The sequence below is a fragment of the uncultured Tateyamaria sp. genome, from assembly GCF_947503385.1.
GTDB lineage: Bacteria > Pseudomonadota > Alphaproteobacteria > Rhodobacterales > Rhodobacteraceae > Tateyamaria.
The window spans coordinates 1-19,479 of the sequence record NZ_CANNDO010000013.1; the positions used below are offsets into that span (position 1 = coordinate 1).

Annotated in this window: 12 protein-coding genes and 3 pseudogenes; 8 read left to right on the top strand and 7 right to left on the bottom strand. The window is 57.1% G+C overall.

Going from position 1 to position 19,479, the window contains the following annotated elements:
- Positions 1-262: 262 nt before the first annotated feature.
- Positions 263-2,107, bottom strand: coding sequence for an adenylate/guanylate cyclase domain-containing protein (locus Q1A85_RS21785; protein WP_366140626.1), 1,845 nt, complete (start codon positions 2,105-2,107; stop codon positions 263-265).
- Between the two features lie 72 nt (positions 2,108-2,179).
- Between Q1A85_RS21785 and Q1A85_RS21790 the strand changes: the two are divergent.
- Positions 2,180-2,812 (top strand): annotated as a pseudogene (locus tag Q1A85_RS21790) (tyrosine-type recombinase/integrase).
- Positions 2,813-3,009: 197 nt separating this feature from the next.
- Here the strand turns inward: Q1A85_RS21790 and Q1A85_RS23020 are convergent.
- Positions 3,010-3,222 (bottom strand): annotated as a pseudogene (locus Q1A85_RS23020) (integrase core domain-containing protein); the annotation flags it as partial.
- A 303-nt stretch (positions 3,223-3,525) separates the two neighbouring features.
- Here Q1A85_RS23020 and Q1A85_RS21795 point away from each other — a divergent pair.
- Both Q1A85_RS21795 and Q1A85_RS21800 read left to right on the top strand, forming a co-directional pair.
- The gene (locus Q1A85_RS21795; RefSeq protein ID WP_299694855.1) at positions 3,526-5,019 is read left to right on the top strand and encodes an exosortase/archaeosortase family protein; all 1,494 of its coding nucleotides are present in this window, start codon (positions 3,526-3,528) and stop codon (positions 5,017-5,019) included.
- Positions 5,016-6,845 carry a hypothetical protein gene (locus tag Q1A85_RS21800; protein WP_299694858.1) on the top strand — a complete coding sequence of 610 codons (1,830 nt, stop codon included), beginning with the start codon at positions 5,016-5,018 and terminating at the stop codon, positions 6,843-6,845. Before Q1A85_RS21795 ends, Q1A85_RS21800 begins: the two co-directional genes overlap by 4 nt.
- A gap of 525 nt (positions 6,846-7,370) precedes the next feature.
- Here the strand turns inward: Q1A85_RS21800 and Q1A85_RS21805 are convergent.
- From Q1A85_RS21805 to Q1A85_RS21825, 5 genes and pseudogenes are all read right to left on the bottom strand, one after another.
- On the bottom strand, positions 7,371-8,027 hold the full coding sequence (locus tag Q1A85_RS21805; protein ID WP_299694862.1) for a hypothetical protein: 657 nt from the start codon (positions 8,025-8,027) through the stop codon (positions 7,371-7,373).
- A 1-nt stretch (position 8,028) separates the two neighbouring features.
- The gene (locus Q1A85_RS21810; RefSeq protein ID WP_299694865.1) at positions 8,029-9,405 is read right to left on the bottom strand and encodes a hypothetical protein; all 1,377 of its coding nucleotides are present in this window, start codon (positions 9,403-9,405) and stop codon (positions 8,029-8,031) included.
- 124 nt (positions 9,406-9,529) lie between these two features.
- A complete protein-coding gene (locus tag Q1A85_RS21815; RefSeq protein ID WP_299694868.1) occupies positions 9,530-9,901 on the bottom strand; it encodes a hypothetical protein in 372 nt (123 codons plus the stop codon).
- Between the two features lie 7 nt (positions 9,902-9,908).
- Complete coding sequence (tssI, locus tag Q1A85_RS21820) at positions 9,909-11,993, bottom strand: type VI secretion system tip protein TssI/VgrG (protein WP_299694870.1); 2,085 nt, start codon at positions 11,991-11,993, stop codon at positions 9,909-9,911.
- Between the two features lie 624 nt (positions 11,994-12,617).
- Positions 12,618-13,807: pseudogene (locus Q1A85_RS21825) on the bottom strand (IS3 family transposase).
- 17 nt (positions 13,808-13,824) lie between these two features.
- Between Q1A85_RS21825 and Q1A85_RS23025 the strand changes: the two are divergent.
- The 5 genes from Q1A85_RS23025 to Q1A85_RS21845 all read left to right on the top strand — a co-directional run bounded on the left by Q1A85_RS23025 (position 13,825) and on the right by Q1A85_RS21845 (position 19,439).
- On the top strand, positions 13,825-14,055 hold the full coding sequence (locus Q1A85_RS23025; RefSeq protein WP_366140627.1) for an integrase core domain-containing protein: 231 nt from the start codon (positions 13,825-13,827) through the stop codon (positions 14,053-14,055).
- A 225-nt stretch (positions 14,056-14,280) separates the two neighbouring features.
- The gene (locus Q1A85_RS21830) at positions 14,281-15,852 is read left to right on the top strand and encodes a CoA-transferase (protein ID WP_299694873.1); all 1,572 of its coding nucleotides are present in this window, start codon (positions 14,281-14,283) and stop codon (positions 15,850-15,852) included.
- Positions 15,849-16,616 (top strand): enoyl-CoA hydratase/isomerase family protein, encoded by a 768-nt coding sequence (locus tag Q1A85_RS21835; protein ID WP_299694876.1) that lies wholly within the window; start codon positions 15,849-15,851, stop codon positions 16,614-16,616. The genes Q1A85_RS21830 and Q1A85_RS21835 overlap by 4 nt, the downstream gene beginning before the upstream one ends.
- A gap of 3 nt (positions 16,617-16,619) precedes the next feature.
- Positions 16,620-18,143 carry an aldehyde dehydrogenase family protein gene (locus Q1A85_RS21840; RefSeq protein ID WP_299694879.1) on the top strand — a complete coding sequence of 508 codons (1,524 nt, stop codon included), beginning with the start codon at positions 16,620-16,622 and terminating at the stop codon, positions 18,141-18,143.
- Positions 18,144-18,194: 51 nt separating this feature from the next.
- Positions 18,195-19,439 (top strand): ABC transporter substrate-binding protein, encoded by a 1,245-nt coding sequence (locus Q1A85_RS21845; RefSeq protein ID WP_299694882.1) that lies wholly within the window; start codon positions 18,195-18,197, stop codon positions 19,437-19,439.
- The last annotated feature ends 40 nt before the right edge of the window (positions 19,440-19,479 follow it).

The window sequence follows — 19,479 nt, forward strand, 5'->3', positions numbered from 1 at the left end:
TGAGACCGTTGATCTTGGTGGTAGCAGCTTGAGCTTGAGTGGCCTTCTGCCTTGAACAAAGGCAGCTCGCGGCCCATTCCGGACCTTCGACGCACGCTCGGGATGCTGTAGTCGCAGCCCGCATTCCTGCCATTCGCCGCGCCTGCAAAATCGGAATATGATCGAACGCACAATCTGCGGGACAAGGCGCGCTTTCGCTGCGATTGCGCCAACGGGTACCTGTTGACGATCTAGACCTACGCTCAACGGGTCAAACAGTCGGTTAGGTCTTCAAGCCGATGTCGGGCAAGTGCTCCAGTTCCATCTGCCAGACCGGCCAAACTCGGCTCCTGTCAAAAATTTCGGCGATGGCTGACATTGAAAGTGCCGGAAACAGAGTATGCGCAGCTGAGATGTGCTGTTGCGCAATCTGCCTCTTGCCCCGCCGCAGTTCTGCCAAAGCGAGAAACAAGCTTGGCCACCAATTGGCACCAGCAGCACCTGCTGATCTTTCCAAGGTGGAAATGCCAAGTTGTAGGTCTGATGCATCATCCAGCAACTGACCAATACCCAGAAAGAAAAGGTGCCCAGATCGAAACTTGGATGATTGCGCCAGTTCCAGTGTCCGTTCCGCATTCGAGATCGCGAGCAACGCTTCAGGATCGTGCATCCGTGCCCACTCTGGCGCCGCAAACGTGTACGCAATGGATCTTCCATGAGGTACGCCCCAGGCGTTTGGATTCAAGCGTTCAACTTGCGCCGCCGCTTCAAGAGCGGCTTCGGTTTTCCCCATCATGCCGTTCACACTGGCCAACATGACATAGCCACCTGGCGTTTTGGGGTCCATCCGAACGACGTCCAAGGCAGGTTGCAATGCCGCCGCGAGCGTTGCCTGTACGGGCCATGCACCGCTCATGGCCTTACGGTAACCCACGAAAGACCTCTGTATATGAGCCGACGTGTTCCTTGGTTCGAGCGCAACCGCCCGCTTGAGCATGGCTTCCGCTTCCTCAAATGCGTCGGATTGGCCTGATGACATCAGATCATTGGCGCGCGCACTGAGCTCGGCCGCGTTCAACTGTTCTGGCGGACGCATCTGGGCTTGCATTTTTTCGTGTGCGTCGATCTCTGCGCTGATCCGCAAAGCAAGCGCCAAACTAAGCTCATCTGTTAGTTCGAACTCATCGATGACGACCCGATCAAACCGTTCGCTCCAAAGCCGCCGCCTGTCATGTCGAACGGAAAGATGGACTGTGAGCCGTATCCGATCCCCGGACCGGCGCAGTGTAGCGTTCAAGACATACTTCGAAGGTGCGCCCTCGTTTTCCGGTCGGAGGACATGTAGCCAGCGGTACTTCTCGAGCTCGATTGCGGTCGCTTCCACGATCTCTGGGGCGAAGGTATCGAGTGATGCCTTTTCGACGAAATTCTCGAGTTGGATAGAAATTGGTTCAGATGTCACCGCAGTCTGAGGAATGCCTCCAAACGCCCAGACCTTCACCGGCTCTGCAATGTTCTTGAGTACCCGCGCTCCCGCATTCTCAAAGGACACTTGCAAGTCTTCGGACAGGTTCGCGAACACAGCATCTGAAATGGCAATGCCGCCCGGTTTTGCGAGCGCCTCGAGCCGCGACGCGATATTGACGCCGGTCCCAAAGACATCTTCATCCACAAAGCTGGCCAGTCCTTGGTGAAGACCGATGCGGAGTGCTGCGGTTCCATCATTGGCTAACAGGTCTTGTATCTTGAGTGCCGATGCGCACGCGTCCGAGCATCCATCGAATGCGGCCAGCCACCCATCCCCAAGACGTTTGATAACCACACCGCCGCCCGCTGCAATGCATGGCTCGACAATACAGTCGCGGACGTTTCTCAGGGCGTCCAACGCGACGCTGTGATCCTCATCCATCATCCGCGAATATCCCACGATGTCCGCCGCCAGAATGACTGTTTCTAACTCTGAAGAACCCAACTGAAACCTTCCAAATTTGCCATCGCATGTCCGAAGCGAGCTGCAATCCGTGCATAGCATGTAACCTATGGCAACTGACCATGAATGCAGACGTCCGTACAGAGTGCAGCATCCCGCAGAGTGGGCTCGTAGCCGACTTCGGATGCGGCGCGGCATGTTGTGATAGGATGTTTCGGTCAACGTCGGGTTGTCGTTTTTGGGAGGGCGTGGCGGATCGGAGGATCAGTCATGGAAACACCAAACTTACCTGACATTCGTGCGCTTCGGCCTGCCTGGAACAAAGGACGCATTGTCGGTCAGAAACGACCATTGAAGCCAAAGCATGTCTGCGCAATCCGGGTGCGACTTGAACTGGCCGAGAACCACCGTGATCTCGCGCTGTTCAACATGGCCATCGACAGTAAATTGCGTGGCTGCGACCTGGTGAAGATGAAAGTCGTCGACGTCATGGCGTCTGGTCAGATCAAAGAACGGGCATCGGTTTTGCAAAGCGAAACCAAAAAACCGGTGGGGTTCGAAATTTCTGAAGGCACACGTGCCTCGGTTGAGAAATGGATGGAAGATGAACTCATGGTCGGTTCCGAGTTCCTCTGGCCGCGTCGGTTCCATGAGCGCCTGCACATCTCAACCCGGCTGTATGCAAGGTTTGTCCGCGACTGGGTTACGTCGATCGGTCTCGAGGCGAGTGCTTACGGTACCCATTCGATGCGCCGAACCAAGGTCACCCAGATCTACAAGAAGACCGGCAACCTTTGAGCCGTTCAGCTTCTTCTCGGTCACACCAAGATGGACAGCACCGTCCGGTACTTAGCCGTAGAACTCGAGGATGCCCTGGCCATCGCCGAAGCCATTGAAATCTAGCGTATTTGGGTCGCCTTCACTGGCGGCCCATTCCGGACCTTAGACCTAAGTTTAAAATTCTGCGTTTGCAGCCCATTTGTGGTCATGCGCTGCAATCGCAGCAGAGAGTCTTTTCAACCACAATCACTCATGTGACGCTTTGGCCTGCGCAGCCTCTACGAATTCGACGAACTCTCTGAGTTAGCGACCAGAAGTGTCTAGCTCTCAATGATCGGACCACAGATTTGTAGTTTCTCTAGTACGATTTCTAGCAGGGCCGGACGCAGGTTGAGCGCTTGATGGGGACGGGTATGGCTGATCTGTCGAAGCGAATGATTCATCACGATCGGGGCTTGCTTCGTTGTTGTTAACCACTCGGCATTCAGTACGTCTCGACGCAGCGCCCTATTGCAACGCTCATTGTATCCGGAGCGGGCCCTATGCGTTGCCGCATATCGGGCTGTGGTGCACTACCACTGACGTGATTTGCAGTGCGCATATGGCGGAATGCGCCGGTTCGCTTCACTTCCCGCACACCACATCGTGCAGATTTAAGAACCAATGACTGCACGGACATAATTTCTAAGTGAAGTACGTTTCCTTCACCCGGCCTTTGGCACTAGTGTTTAAGCAAAACTCGTTGATGCGTTTGGATAAGTCGTATGTCTCTTGCACAGGAAGGCTCACACGCCCCAAATCCTGTTACATCGTTCCGGTTTCCAGGCATTCTAGGGTTGTTTCTGATCCTTTTGTGGACAGGGCTATCATTTATTGTCGGTTCTTGGGCGCGCCCAGAATACTCCCACGGGCCGCTTTCCGCTTTACTCTTTGTTATGCTTGTCCTGAGGCAAGTAGGGCTGACAGAAGGCGACTTCTGTCGCGATCGCCCTCATTGGGGCGCATTTTTTATCCTTGTCGGCGCCTTGTTCTTGGCTGGTACCGCAGCTTTTTTTTCGTTGGGCGCGTGGTCCGGATTGGCCGTATTTCTGGTCATCTGTGCAGTGGCGGCTTGCATACTGAGGAGATCGATAATTGCGAGATTTCTGCCCGCAGCGCTGGTTTTGTTGACGACACTACCGCTGTCAGAGAGTGCTTTTCTGCAACTCCAGAATGCGCTGCAAAGAATTACGGCGATCGGGTCGGTGCAGTTGTCACAATTCTTTGGGTTACCCGCGGCCCTAGAATACAACGTCATTGATGTAGCAGGCGTTTACTTGGTTGTGGCACAGGCCTGTTCGGGCTTGTCCTACATCCTGCCGCTGCTCAGCTTTGCCGCCACGCTGGCGGCAGTGTTGCGCTGCGACGGGTGGGTCAAAGTCATAGTTGTTCTCATGGCGGCGCCCATTGCCATCGGGATGAACGTCATCCGCGTCACCTTCATCATTTTCACGGTGAACCTGCTCGGCGATCATTCCCACGTCGAGGGTTTTGCGCATTTTTTGGAAGGCTGGTTGATTTTTATTGCCTCCGTCGCCGTCCTGTTTGGCCTGGCCTTTGGACTGACGCGACTTTCGGGAGAAAAAAAACTATTTGCGGATCAGTTTGATCTCGATTTTGCACCGGTTTTTGAAGGTGCACGGCGGGCTTGGCGAACTTCTACTGCCCAACTCTTCCCGCCCGTGATCTACCTCGCTCTGGCAGCCTCAATTACTCTCTCTTTCGCTGGTCGGTGGTTTGCGCCACCTCCGCCCACAGTCGAAGTGCAAGACGCTGGAAATCACGGACCTTGGTACATTGTGCGAAACACTTCATCCGAGATGACATTCCTGTCGGACGAGATGGATCAAACGGTCTCGAAAGTTTTGGTCCGGGATGCGCCCTACGGTGTTGTGCGCTATGCGCGGTTGGTCCGCGGCAAGGAATTCTTCGAACCCACTCTGCCCACACAATTTTTGTCGGATGCCCCCGATTGGGAGGTTGAAAGCCTAAGGTATGTCTCGATTCCCCAAGAAACAGGCGGGAAGGTGCCTGATCGGGTCGCCGCGCTGACCATTGTACGGGGGTTCAACCGACAACTTGTGTATTACTGGTATGAGGGTCGCTGCGGACGCTATCCTGACCTGACCTCCACCCGCATCGGCGCGCTTTGCATCCAATCAGACCACGCCACTGACGGGAAAGGGTGGGTTCGCCTGTCGACTCCAATTTCAGCTGAACCGGGGGCCGAGGAGACCGCCACACAAAGATTAACTAGCGTCTTGAGAGAAATTTCGGCGGTAGCGCCATGACATTTTCGGAATTCGTCGCAACGTTTGTCACGCCGGGCAAAGAAGCCTTGGCAATAGCCGTTGCAATATGTGCCCCGATCGCCGCGCTGGATGGCGCGGCAAAGCTTCGAACAAGGCTTAGTGCTTATTTTGAACGGACGGAAGACGTGTCATGGCAAGAGGGTTTCATCGACCGATTTGATCAATGGTTCGGACGCTCGTTCCTCAGCTTCAAAGGCTTTTTCTGGTCCTCCGCCATTTCGTTACTCTCGGTTTTGATCGTTTCGGTCACGTTGTGGATTTATCTGCCCGCACGGGTGTTCTGGACCAATCCTGATCCGGACATGTTCAAGTTCGTAATCATTGGCGCGCTGATAAATATCCTCCCCGACTACCTATCTTTGCGCCTGACCCGGGTCTGGATTGGGCTTATGGCGCGGTATCGTGCTTTCTGGGCACAGGTTATCCTCATTGCGGTTGATCTTGGATCTTCGGCTTTCATCATATGGTCCAGCCTAACGGTTGTTCGATATTTCCGAGGTGAGCCCGGCATCTCAATTCTCGAAATGGCGGTACTTTTTTCACCCTATTCGGCGTATTTCTATTCCACCTTCACGACGTCGTTGGCGGCCTTGGTTTTTTTCTTCGTGATTGCGGCGCGACGATTGGTTCTGAGCTATGTCGCCCGCCTAGGCACCGTATTTGCCCGCAAATCGATTGACCCAAACCTATCCCGACAGAAGGCGCCTTTCCGGGTCCTTGCGGTATCGTTGTTTTTCGTCACGTTGCTTTTGTTTTACGCGGCGCTGGTCGCGGTGAGCCCCAGCCCCTCTGGCGTGACCAAGTTAGATGAGTTTCTGTGCGACAAATCTGGCGAACGTTTGTGCCTCTATGCCACCCGATTGTCTCCTGATGACGCATCGAGGCTGGTGATGTTGCGGCGCGCATGTCACGGCACCTTGACGCTCGAATGCGTTGCAAATGCCGAAGCAATCATCGACGTGCCACGCCCCAAAATGGAAAGGCTCATGAGCTATGCCTGTGATTTGGAGGAGCCAGACGGCTGTCTCGTTGCTGGGCGGATGGCTTTTGTCGCCGGTGACAATGCCAGTGGCGGAACATATTTCGGTCGTGCTTGCGACCTTGGGGAACGGTCCGCCTGCATCGTCGCACGGCAGACAGACCCGGGCTCCAATGGGCCAAGCAGCCAAAGCAATGGACCACGCCTTGCTCAGTTGGAGTTGTCTTGTGACGACGGCGGTGGCGTGGAATGCGCTCAGGCAAGCCGCCTGATGATGGAGATTGAAGACAGTTTGTCCGATGCAGCTTTCAACCGCATGCATCAGGCTTGTGATCTCGGGCTGGCTGCGGCCTGCGCCGAAATTGGCTTGTGGTATTTGCAAGGCGTTCGCGGCGACGTGGACGTTGCGCGCGGCAGGGCCTTCATTGCATATGGATGCGCAAGTGGCGCCGCCGAGGGATGCATGCGTTTGGTGACGGTTTGGATGTCCGAAGGGTTTCAAAACCCGGTCCAGGTCGACCTTGCGGTCCTAATGACAAGGTCTGCCTGCGCGGGACGCCACGAACTTGGCTGCGACGTGTTCACCAGAATTGTTCCGTCGCACGGGGAAAGTGGCGGCGAAACGATGATCGAAGCGCTGCGCGCCATCCTTTTGGAAGACCCAGACAACCACGTCGCGCGCCGCCGATTCTTGGATATCTTGATCACCGCGGGTGACTTCCAGGCAGCCGAGTCCGAGCTTCGCAAAGGCCTGCGGCGCCCGGGTGCGGAGGGAGTCTTTGGGGACGTTGAGCAGCGGCTAAAAGATGATCGCCAAGGCAATTGATCGGTAAACGGCCCATTCCTGCCTTTGGCCAACCGGTTTAGATGCTGCGGTCGCAGCCCGCTATGCGGTCATTCGCTGCAAGTGCGAATTCCGGGCTTCTTCAAATTCACACATCGCGGGACAAAGCCGACCTTGAGTTTTCGCACTTTGCTGGCGCAGCAGTCTCTCGCCGATGCGGCATCGCGCTTCTCCTATCGCAAAACAGGTCGTCGATCAGGTCATTCGCGAGCGTAAAATTCGCCACCTTTGGTTTAACTATTGGCGTTGGGTTGACCCCTGATGCAAAATCATCAATGAAATTTTGCGCAGTTTATTCGAGTACACGCCCCGACATAACTAGAAAATGATCAACCGTTTCTAATCAGAATTGATGCCAAATTAATTGGCCGTATGAGCACCAAAATATGAGTCCAAATATCGTCAAACTGCGCCCAATATTGCCCTTTTCTGTGCTGAGCGGACTCACTGTTGCGTAGTGCGCGCCTGCTGGGTTTCGCGTCGGCATTACACCGAGTCATTGACGCCTCAGCTTTGGTTGCTAGCCTCAACAAATTCAGTTTGCGGTGAGAAAATAATGGTTTGGTTCTCTGCAAGCAGGATGTAACCACCGTCCCTCTGGAAGGCGTAGGCTGCGTCGAGGTCAATTTGCAGGCCCAGCACAGGGTTCAAAACCCAATGCGTGACCTCGAATGAACGTGTTAACTCCATGATGGCTTCCTGAAGCGCAAAGAGGCGACTGTCAGCGGACGCCAATAAATCGAGAACGACGTCGTTCAGGAGGTCGGGCACCTCGCTGCGCTGGACTTTGCGGTCACGGAACATCGCTTCGAACGTGTCGCGGTCGTCGACCGTGACGAGTGGCGCGTTGCGCAGGCGGTCGGCTTCATCCATTTCGCCTTCTTCGGTCGCGAATTTAACTAACGAAGCTACGTACGCTCGGGCTCGCGCGATCTGCTGTTCTAATGGGGCGTAGCCCCGGCTAACGTAGTAAGCGCGTCCCAATTCCCATTCAGTCACCAACTGGCGCACATTACGCGCGATGGCGCGTCCCTCTGGTAACGACGAGAACAATGTCTCCACATTGTCCAGAGCGCCATTCTCGTAGAGAAGATGGCTGAAATGGTCGTCTTCAAACGCCGCTGGCTGCGCCAGAAAATCGGTCCAGTCGGTTTGCAAGCTCATGCTATCCTCCTGCCGCATTAATAGCATTTCGTAGGCTCTCGGGGAAGCTTGCAACCCCATCATCCAGCCAATCTTCGGCAAAGTCACCTAACGCTCTAAGCAAGCCGTTTCGGGTTGTTGCATTGTCAATCACATCTCCCAATGCATTGTGCATGTTGCCTGAATTCGGCCCGCTTCCTGGACCTCCATCTTGTGGACGGTGACTCCAGCGTTCTCCGGGCCGCCCTGGTACAGGCCCTGACAGTCCATCCGTCGCATCGACAAATTCCATAATGTCGTCAGCTGTAAACCCAAGCCTTTTCAAGTGCGGTGCACGCGAGCGCATCAGCCATTCATGGTGGCGGCCACCATTCAAAAGTCTGTTCCTGATGGCTCTCTGGTGGGTCGGGTCGCTCCACAGGTCGTCGAGCTCAGCCGGCGAGAGATCGTCGAACCATGCATTGAACCGTCGTGCACCCGGGACGCGGCCATTGGTTAGCAGTTCGTCCCGGCTGCGCGGGGTATCGCCCTCGCGTGGGTGGCGAAAGACGGGGTCGGGCTCCCTGGTGGCGCCGGCGCTGCCACTCGGGCGTTCGGTACTTGGGTTTTCGACTTCCGCGCGTTCGGTCAGATCGCCGCGCTGCGACCGGGTCCGCAGATTTTCCTCGTCCAGAACTTGTCTGACGATGCGCTGGTCGATATCTGCGTCGGGAAGGTTAATCACCCTGATAATATCGGCGTCGGGCACCGCGTTGCTTGCCACGTTCACCGCCCGGATCACCACACGCGATGCTGTGGCCGAAACCCGCCGCGCTACAATGCGGATTGCAGCCGCTGCGCCGCCGGTTGCCACGGCCAGAGCTACGTCGATCGCCAATTCCGCTGCCAAAAAATCCGCGTCGGCGCGCAGACGCGCCATGGCCGACATCAGACCCTCATTGTCGAAATCGTCCCAAAACTGGTCCCAACGCGCCTCGCAGGCATCCCAGAGCGACTGCAGCATGTCGGCCCCGACATTCGAGATGAGGTTATCGGGATCCGTCGTTCGGAGCCGATCTCCTATTGCAGACCAGTCTTCGCCAACCCGCTGTGCATAAGTGTCGTCGGGCGAGACACCGCGCACGATGCCGCCCAAGGCCTGATACCAAAGACCAAGCATGGTGCTTCCCGCGTCCAACGGCGACGAATTTTGTGTCCAGTGCGTCCGTTGTGATCGCTCTAGAAGGTGGTCGAAGTAGTTTCCTGCCGCCTCTGCGACGGCCGCCCTGTATTCTTCCGTAGGCCCATCGATCACGCCCGCGAGAATGCCGAGCACCTGCAGTTGGGCCGCGTAGGCCATGAGGTTCTGGTAAATCTCATCGTTATAGGCCCGCTGTGCATCCAGAAGCAATTGTGGCACTGAAAGATCGACATGGGAACTGACCCCACCGGCAGCCTGTTGTGCCCGCGGGCCTAGCTCGCCCACCTGCTGCCATACTGGGTTGGGAAGCGAGAGACCTGCTGGAGGTGACCGCATCACTGGGTCAGTTCCGCGATCTGAGGTCGTAGCTTTCGGTAAACCACTCGCATAAATCGCGCGTCGTTGTCGCGTGCGGCGAAAGAACAGTTCTGCTCACGGTGGCCATCGGCCCCCCGCTGCCCAAGCCGGTCGAGAGCAGCGTGCGCGCCATCAGCGTAAGAATGTCCAACTGCTCTGCGCCCACTGGACCGTCACGCGTTACCTTCATCAGGCTCACGACCCGGCGGCGCATGTCGTTGGGAGCAAGATTAAGGTCCTCAAACGATCCGAGCGGCGCGGTACCCGACTCTGTCGTGAAAGCAGCGCGAGCCTCGTCCCTGATGCTGCGGCGTTTGCCTGCACGTTTCTTCCACGCGCTTTTTCCATACTCGGTCATGCGCGCCTCAATTCAAATCTATTCTTCCGGCTTTCGCCGCGATCGAAGACTTGCCATTTATAGTGATATCAACGCCGGAAATATCGATCTTTCCGTCCTCGGTCATCACCAACTTGGACTCACCTACAATTATTTCGAAGACTTTACCGACCACAATTGACTTGTTGTGCCCGACCTCCTCAATCGCACCGATCCCAACGGACGTGTTCTGGATCCCACCTACAACCACCTGATACCCGCCGCCCACCGTGACTGCCTTGCCAGCGCCGACCACTTCGGTTGAACTCACCATAACGGTTTCAGCCTTGTTCTTCCCCACACCGATCACGAGGTTACCCTCGCCCATATTCAGAATATCCGGCAAACCCAGGTTGTTTGCCATGTCACCAATTGCATTTGTGAACTTGGAGAACGCAGAGGTAACGGCATTCTGCAGCTTGTTGGGGCCGACCATCAGGGTCATATTGCCCCCGATGACCTCTTGGTGGTTATTGCCGATCTCGATGGACTTATTGTTGCCGACGCTTTCCGACTGATTGCGATCAACCCGCTTCGAGCGATTGTTTTCTATGTGGAGCTCGTGGTCCTTTTCGGCGTGCAGATAGATCTTTTCTTGCCCCTTTTCATCTTCGAATGTGAGTTCGTTGAACCCGTCGCCTTTATGAGTATCGGTTCTGAAAACGCTCTTTGTCTTGTGTTCCGGTAGAGGATAGGGTGCATCGTTCTTACCATTGAAGACACAGCCGGTGACGATGGGCTTATCGGGGTCGCCGCGCAAGTGTTCTACGATCACCTCCATGCCGATACGCGGGATGACCATGCCGCCCCAGCCCTTGCTCGCCCAGTTCTGGCTCACCCGCACACGCATCGTATGCGCGCCCTCAAGATCCCAGTGAAAGCGGCACAGGATGCGGCCATATTCGTCGCAGTCAATCTCACCCTCGCCAACCACGACGGCGGTTTCGGGCCCCTGCACGCGGGGGCCCTTGGTGCACTGCTCGGGCCGGTACGGCGTGTCGTCGGGCATCAGGACATAGGCGCCCGCATAGGGCGCCTCGTCCCCACCCGCTTCCCCTGACCCGTAGGCTTGCGCCCGGAAGCGGTGCGTGGCCTTCAGGCACACGAAACCGCGGCCCGTCGCGTCTGCCACCTCGTCCCCGCCCAGGGTCACACGCCAGCCTGCGCCCAGCGACACAACATCACCCGCAGCCTCGTGCCGCGGCGCCTGACCGCGCTCGGCATCCACCCGCGTTCCAACCACGCCGCGCCCCTGACCTTGCTCCAGATAGTCGCCGGGCCAGTCGTAGCTCTCGATATCGCCCGCGGGGTGCGTCGCGTCGCCGGTCTGGTCAACCTCTTGTGCGGCCGTGGGAATTTTGAAGTTATACTCCGTAAGCCGCACCGCCCCCGTGGTCATGCGCTGGCCGGGCGACCAGCGGCTGAAGTGTTCCTCATCATGCTGATGAAACCCTGCGATCCGGTAAAAAGGACGGCTGCCACCGGGCACTGTAGGCAGGCTGAAAGCCGCATCCGTCAACAGCAGCGTGTGGTTCCCGGCCTCGTGCCGCCAAGACCAGGAGATGCCGTGGCGTTCGAGCTGGCGGCGCACGAAATCGGCGTCGCTGTCGCCATACTGAACCGTATATTCCAGCGTGGGATAGTCGCCCGTCACCTGCACATCCAGATGCGGGGAGCCGAGACCGGCATAGTCGCCCAGCACAGCCTCCACGATCTGGATCACGGTCTGGTTGTGGAAAATCCGCATGTTCAGTCGCAGCCCCGCCACATGCAACCAGGGCCGCAGGGTCAGGTCATAGCGAAAGCCGTTCTCGTCCGTGCCCCGCGCCTGCGCCTCCGCGACGATGCCGTCAAAGGCGCGCGTGCCGCTGGCGTGGTCGATGAGCACGGTGGCGTGGGTGCCCAAAAGTGCGTGCAGATCGATCTCCGCATCTTCGGAAAGCGCCTCAACGGTCCACTCGAAATCGCCTGACATCTTTTCGGTGCCGTCCATGCGCAGAAGCACCAATGCGTCCCGGCCTAAAGCCGTCTCCAGCCGACCCTGACGACCCGCCTGACCAAAATGCGCGTTCACAAATAGACACCCTAAAAAGTACTACCGATGGGCGAACGGTGACTCAGATGATGCGCCAGTGCAAGAGATGTGTACAGTCGGGGGCAACTGATATTGCTCTGGTTGGAGTTTTTCTCAGAAAGTGAGCAAAGGACACTTTTTGCAAACTATCCCTGATTTTAGATGGAATTAATGTGAAGGCTGATCCTGCACGCAACCTGTGCTGCTTATAACATCTTTTCAACGACGCTCATCAATAGCCTCAATTCCGGCCACCGTGTCGCGTTAATTATCGCGCAGAAGCAGCGATTTTCGTGCTGCGAGCGCGTGCAGCACGAAAATCGAGTTTACAATATGGGCTCAGTTCCGACCCTAGTCGCACACAGCATTGAGGTTGGCGGGCAGCCCTTTGCGGACGTTAAACAATCAGATTGCGAAACATCTCCAACAGTCAAAGTATGACGGTGAACGCGGGACTTGCAAATTAAGAGCTACTATAGCTGTGCAACTTTCTCGACGACACTCTGCGGTGTCACGTTCGAGTCATGTGTGATTTTCTCATCAGCAATCAACTGACCATAAAGCATACCGACCCTTTTTACGTCATCCACTTCCTGGCCTTCTGCCGGTTTTGTGGACGGTAATTTAAGCTTTCATAGCTCGCTCCTCGAATGTGATAGGGCTTAAGTGCCCGATGGTCGAGTGTCGGCGCTTCGGGTTGTAGAAGCATTCGATGTAATCGAAGACTTCTGCACGCGCCTGCTTTCTGGTCCTGTAGGTTTTGCGTTTGATCCGTTCTGTCTTCAGCGACGAGAAGAAGCTCTCCATGGCTGCGTTGTCCCAGACATTCCCGGAACGGCTCATTGAGCGGGTAATGCCACGATCGGCCATCAACCTTTGGAACTGTGCACTGGTATATTGGCTGCCCTGATCGGAATGATGCCGCAACTCGTTCGGTCTACCCCTGCGCCAGATCGCCATAATCAAGGCATCTGTCACCATCTGGGAGGTTATCTGATCACTCATCGACCAGCCAACAATGCGCCGGGAGAACAGGTCGATGATGGCTGTAACGTAGAGCCACCCTTCCGCAGTCAAATGTAAGTAAAGTCGGCCACCCATTTCTGGTTCGGCCCATCCGCATCAAACCCTCGTTCAAGAACGTTGGCAGCTATGATCGACCTCGTGCCCTCGTCTTTAGGTGATTGTCGACGCTTTGGACGAGCTCTGAAGGCCTCCTGCCGCATTAGTCGCTCGACGCAATGCAACCCGCAGGCATAACCTTCTTCGAGGAGATCATGCCAGACACGACGCGCCCCATAGGTCCGATCCGACCGAAGAGAGCTGGAACGGATCGCTTCTGATAGGTCCTCATCCCGGATCGACCTGTCGCTGCGCGGGCGCGTCAGCCAGGCATGGAAGCCGCTTCGGTACACACCGAGCGCATCACACATCCAACTCACGGGCCAAGCCTCTCGGTGCTTCGCCCCTCTCGGCAGATTTGCGATGCAAATCGCCTGCCGGGCAATGCACAAACCCAAACATCACAGCTGGTCCTTGGCGAAGTAGGCGGCCGCCTTTTTTAGAATATCACGCTCCGCCATCAGATTGGACACCTCGCGCCGCAAACTGCGCAGTTCTTCTTGTTCCGGCGTCAGCTTTCCATTGCCGGGGAACACCGCCGGTCTATCAGCAACGGCAGCGCGCACCCAACGGCGCAGCACAGTCGCATGTATTCCCAGATTCCTCGAAGCTTGCGCCGCACTCACGCCGCGCTTCGTTACCAATTCTACCGCTTCCTGGTTGAACTCGCGGCTGAACATCCTTCTCGTCATATAGATTCTCCAGTTCCATAAACACCTTATCTCGGTGTCCTCAAAACCGGCAGAAGGCCAATGGCACACTACGCCGGGAAGTCCTCAATGCGGAGTGCACGACGACCGAGCAAGCTCAGGTCGTCATCAATCACTGGCTCAGGCAGTACAATCACACACGACCGCGCCAGGCACTTAACATGCGACCACCCGTTCCTGAAACCTTACTGGAGAAAGCCCAAATTAGTGGCCCAGACACTGGGGGCTAGACAGCGTTGAGATTGAACCGGTACGAATCGATCCTCAAACGCAGGCCGGTTTTACGTCTTTCCAGGACCCACAAGGGCTGCCTTTGGACCTCCGTGATCTTCACTAGCTACTGAAATCGAGAGGATTTTTGCAGCAACTACTTTTTCTGATTGCCATTTATGGAACGTTCCAATAATGATTTATGGAACGTTCCATAAATACGAAGGACCGTGTGGGGGGAGAAAATGTCCAAGGTCGTAGCGGTTTTTGACGCTGTCGCGCAGATTGCAGATGACGCCATTATTTCGGTCTCGGCATCGTCAACGCTTGGCTGCCCGGACGCTGTGCTGGCCGCCATCGGTCAAAGGTTTGATAGCGAAGGTCATCCGCGCAACATCACATCGTTGCATCCGATTGCTGCCGGTGACGTCTACGGCGTCAAGGGCATGGACCACCTTGCAAAGGACGGCCTGTTAGCACGGGTGCTGGCAGGGTCCTACCCGTCCGGTCCATCGAGCGCCCCGATGCCCGAAATCTGGAAGATGATCGTTGAGGACAGGGTTGCCGCCTATAACGTCCCATCTGGCATCATGTTCGACATGCATCGCGAGGCCGCAGCCAAGCGCCCCGGTGTTCTGACCGAGGTTGGGCTGGATACTTTTGTGGACCCGACGCGGCAGGGCTGCGCGATGAACGGCAAAGGTGCCGCTGCTCCGATCGTCGAGCGTGTCGAGTTTGGTGGCAAGACATGGCTGCACTTTCCCAATATTGCACCCGATGTCGCGATCATTCGGGCCACCACCGCCGATGAGCGCGGGAATCTAACGTATGAGCATGAGGGCGCCTATCTGGGCGGGCTCGAACAGGCAATTGCCGTGCGCAACAACGGCGGCTTGGTGATCGCCCAAGTAAAGCGGATGACAGCGAATGGGTCATTGCGCCCGCATGATGTGCGGGTACCGGGCCATCTGGTGGACTGCGTTGTCGTCGATCCTGATCAGAAGCAGACAACAGAAACATCATATGATCCCGCGATTTCCGGTGAAATCATGCGCCCTTGGAATAGCTTTTCCCTTGCTGAGTACGGGGTTGAAAAGGTGATCGCCCGGCGAGCAACGATGGAGCTGCGTCGCGGGATGGTTGCGAACCTTGGATTTGGGATCAGTGCCATGGTCCCGCGCGTTTTATTGGAAGAGGGTTATCCAGACGCCGTTACGTGGGCGATTGAGCAAGGTGCTGTTGGTGGCGTTCCGCTCACTGGATTCGCCTTTGGCTGTGCCTCGAATGCCGACGCATATGTTCCGTCGCCGCAGCAGTTTATCTATTTCCAGGGTGCTGGTTTCGATAAGTCGTTCCTGTCGTTCATGGAGGTCGATGTCGAAGGGAACGTCAATGTCTCGAAGCTGGGCAAGAAGCCCTATCTGACCGCCGGATGTGGTGGTTTCGTGGACATCACGGCCAAGGCCAAAAACATCGTCTTCTCCGGTTGGTTCGAGGCCGGTGCCAAAGTCGAACTGACCAACGATGGCATCATCATCGAGGCCCCTGGTAAGTTCACCAAGATGGTCGACGAGGTCGAGCATGTGACGTTCTCGGGCAAGCGTGCCCGCGAGCAGGGACAGAATGTCATCTACGTGACTGAGCGGTGTGTGATTTCATTGCAGGGCAACGGGCTTGTCGCGACTGAAATTATGCCGGGCATCGACCCGCAAGAGCATATCGTTGGCCCGTCACAGGGCCGGGTGCAGGTGGCCGAAAATGCAAAGGTCATGCCCAAAGCATTGTTGGCTGATGCACCGATGGGGCTGGCACTGTGAGCGCAATCACCCTGTCATATGAAGGTGCCGTCGCCGTGCTGACGGTGTCGAACAAGGCAAAGTTAAACGCCTTGACGATGGCGATGCTGGACGCGCTTGACGAGCATTTGACCCAGATTGACCGGAGTACGGACACGCGGGCCGTCATTGTTACCGGGGGAGGCGACAAAGCGTTCTGCTGCGGCGCCGATATTGCCGAATGGGGTGCGCTTTCGCCCGCGGAGTTCGCAAGGGGTTGGGTGCGTAACGGTCACCGTATATTCGATCTTCTGGCTCGACTGTCGAAGCCGACGATTGCCGCATTGAACGGCCATACTTTTGGCGGCGGGCTGGAACTGGCTGCGGCCTGTGACATTCGGGTAATGACCCCAAGCGCGACGCTGGCTTTGCCGGAGGCGAAGGTAGGGATTGTGCCCGGTTGGTCTGGCACGCAGCGGTTGATGCGCCTGTTGCCTGAACCTGTCGTCAAAGAGATGGCATTGTTTGGCCGACGCATTTCGGCAGAGCGTGCCTTGGGTTTTGGTTTTGTGGCTGAGGTTGCGGAAAACGCTTTGGGCGCTGCCATGCAGATCGCTGATGGTCTGGCCGATGTATCCCCTCGTGCGAACGAAATCACAAAGGCGATGATCCATGGCGCTGTCGGTGAGGACCGAGGTGCTGCGATTGAGGCGTTGGGCGCCGCCGCTGCTGCCCCAAGCGCTGACCGGGAGGAAGGCGTCGATGCCTTCCTGAACAAACGTTCCCCAGATTTTACAGGGCAATAGGACATGAAAGACCTGACCATCAACACGGCGACCGCCTACGATTTGCCCGCGGCCTTTGTAGGTCGGCATCTGATAGACGGCGCATGGGTCGACGGAGCCGCGTGGTTTGAGCGCATTTCGCCATCCCACGAAGTTGTCGTCAGCCGCAGTGCTATGGCCGGCGAAGCCGAGACAGTGGCGGCGGTTGCAGCGGCCCGCCGCGCTTTTGATGCCGGGGTCTGGAGCCGGATTTCCGGCAAGGAGCGCGCAACCGTCTTGCTGAGGGTTGCCGATCTGATCGAGGCAAATGTCGAGCGCATTGCGGTGCAAGAGACGCTGGAAAGCGGCAAGCCAATCAGCCAGTCCCGTGGCGAAGTCGGCGGTGCCGCCGATCTGTGGCGCTATGCGGCCGCGTTGGCTCGGACGTCCCATGGCGACAGTCACAATTCTTTGGGCGACGATATGCTGGGCGTGGTGGTCAAAGACCCCATCGGTGTCGTGTCTATCATCACACCCTGGAACTTTCCGTTCTGGATTCTCAGCCAGAAACTGCCCTTTGCCTTGGCCGCTGGATGCACTGTCGTTGTGAAGCCGTCAGAGATGACACCGTCCTCGACCATCATGCTGGGAGAGTTGCTGATCGAAGCGGGCCTGCCTGCGGGTGTGTGCAACATCGTGCTGGGGTATGGCCAGCCGGTCGGCAGTATGATGTCCACCCACAAGGACGTGGACATGGTGACGTTCACTGGCTCGACCGCGGTGGGCAAGCTGATCACTCAAGCCTCTTCAGGCACCCTGAAAAAGGTCGCGCTGGAATTGGGCGGCAAGAACCCGCAGGTCATCATGCCAGACGCGGATTTGGAGAATGCTGCCGACGCGGTGACCTTCGGCATCTATTTCAACGTGGGTCAGTGCTGCAACTCATCCAGCCGGATCATCGTGCACGAGGACATCGCCGAGCGCTTTGTCGCTCGCGTGGTCGAGCTATCGCGCCAGGTTAAATTTGGTGACCCGCTGGATGACAGCACACAGGTCGGGGCGATCGTGACGGCGGAGCATAACGCCAAAATCGACGGCTACGTACAGGATGCGATCAAGGCTGGGGCCAAGGTCGAGTTGGGCGGTGGGCCTTTGCCTGTCGACGGGCTTGGTCCGCAGTTCTATCAGCCGACCGTGGTGACAAACGTGACGCCGGACATGGCCATCGCGCGTGAAGAGGTCTTTGGCCCGGTCCTCACTGTATTGACGTTCAAGACGCTGGACGAGGCCATCGCGCTGACCAATGACAGCGACTACGGCCTGTCTGCAGGGATTTGGAGCAGCGACATCCACACCTGCCTTGAATTCTCGCGCCGTGCCCATGCTGGCACGGTTTGGACGAACACCTGGATGGATGGTTATCCAGAGCTTGCCTTTGGTGGGGTCAAGCAATCCGGCCAGGGCCGTGAGATCGGAAAATACGGATACGACGAATTTCTTGAGGTGAAATCCGTGGTGATGCGCGTCGGACGCGACAGCCGGGCACCTTGGGTGGAGGCGAGCGCGTAACAATGCGCTTTTACATGACGCGATATGGGAGGAAACCAAATGCGTTTTTACATGAAAACAACAGCCATTGCGTTGGCGCTGACGGCCGCTGCTGGCTCTGTCAAAGCCGACGGGCACGGTGCGGTAGAGGTCCTGCACTGGTGGACATCCGGCGGTGAAGCGGCAGCACTGAACGTATTGAAGGACGATCTGGAAGGTCAGGGTGTCGGCTGGACCGACATGCCCGTTGCCGGTGGCGGCGGTGAGCAGGCGATGACCGTGCTTCGCGCTCGCGTAACCGCAGGCAACGCGCCAACAGCCGTGCAAGGCCTTGGCTTTGACATCATCGATTGGGCCAACCAAGGCGCCTTGGCGAACCTCAATGACGTCGCAGCTGCCGAAGGCTGGGATGATGTTGTGCCCGTTGCTCTGCAGCAGTTTGCGAAAGTAAACGGTGCGTGGGTGTCTGCCCCGGTGAACGTGCATTCCACCAACTGGGTCTGGGCGAACAAGGCTGTCCTGGATGCCAACGGCATCTCTGTGCCTGCGACATGGGACGACTTTGCCGCGGCGCTCGACACGCTGGCTGCGGCCGGTGTGACACCGATCGCCCATGGCGGCCAGCCTTGGCAGGAGGCCACGGTGTTTGACGCGGTGGCAATGTCCACGCTGGGCCCCGACGGCTATCAGGCCGCCTTTATCGACTTGGATCCGGAGGCACTGGCCTCGGACGCGATGAAAGAGGCCTTCGACCGCATGGCGGTGATCCGCGCCAACGTGGACGAGAATTTCTCGGGCCGCGACTGGAACCTTGCCACCGCAATGGTCATCAACGGTGAAGCAGGCTTCCAGATGATGGGCGACTGGGCAAAGGGCGAATTTCTGAACGCTGGTCAGACCCCAGGTGAAGACTTCCTGTGTTTCCGTTTCCCCGGCACGCAAGAACAGGTCACGTTCAACGCCGACCAATTCATGATGTTCGATCAGGGCGGCTCGGTGTCTTCCGAACAGGCCGCATTGGCCTCAGCGATCCTGTCGCCATCGTTCCAGTCCGCATTCAACGTGGTCAAGGGTTCGGTACCAGCACGGACAGACGTGTCCGACGCTGATTTTGATGCGTGCGGCAAACAGGGCATGGCTGATTTGTCCGCTGCTGCATCTAGCGGTAACTTGTTCGGCTCCATGGCCCACGGCCACGCCAACGAAGCCTCCGTCAAGAACGCAATGTATGACGTGATCACCGCTCACTTCAACGGTGAGTACGACAGCGAAACCGCCGTCGAAGAACTCGTCACAGCGGTTGAACTCGCGCAGTAACAACCGGCGTTCCTCCCAGTGGTGGGGTGGCGATCCTGCC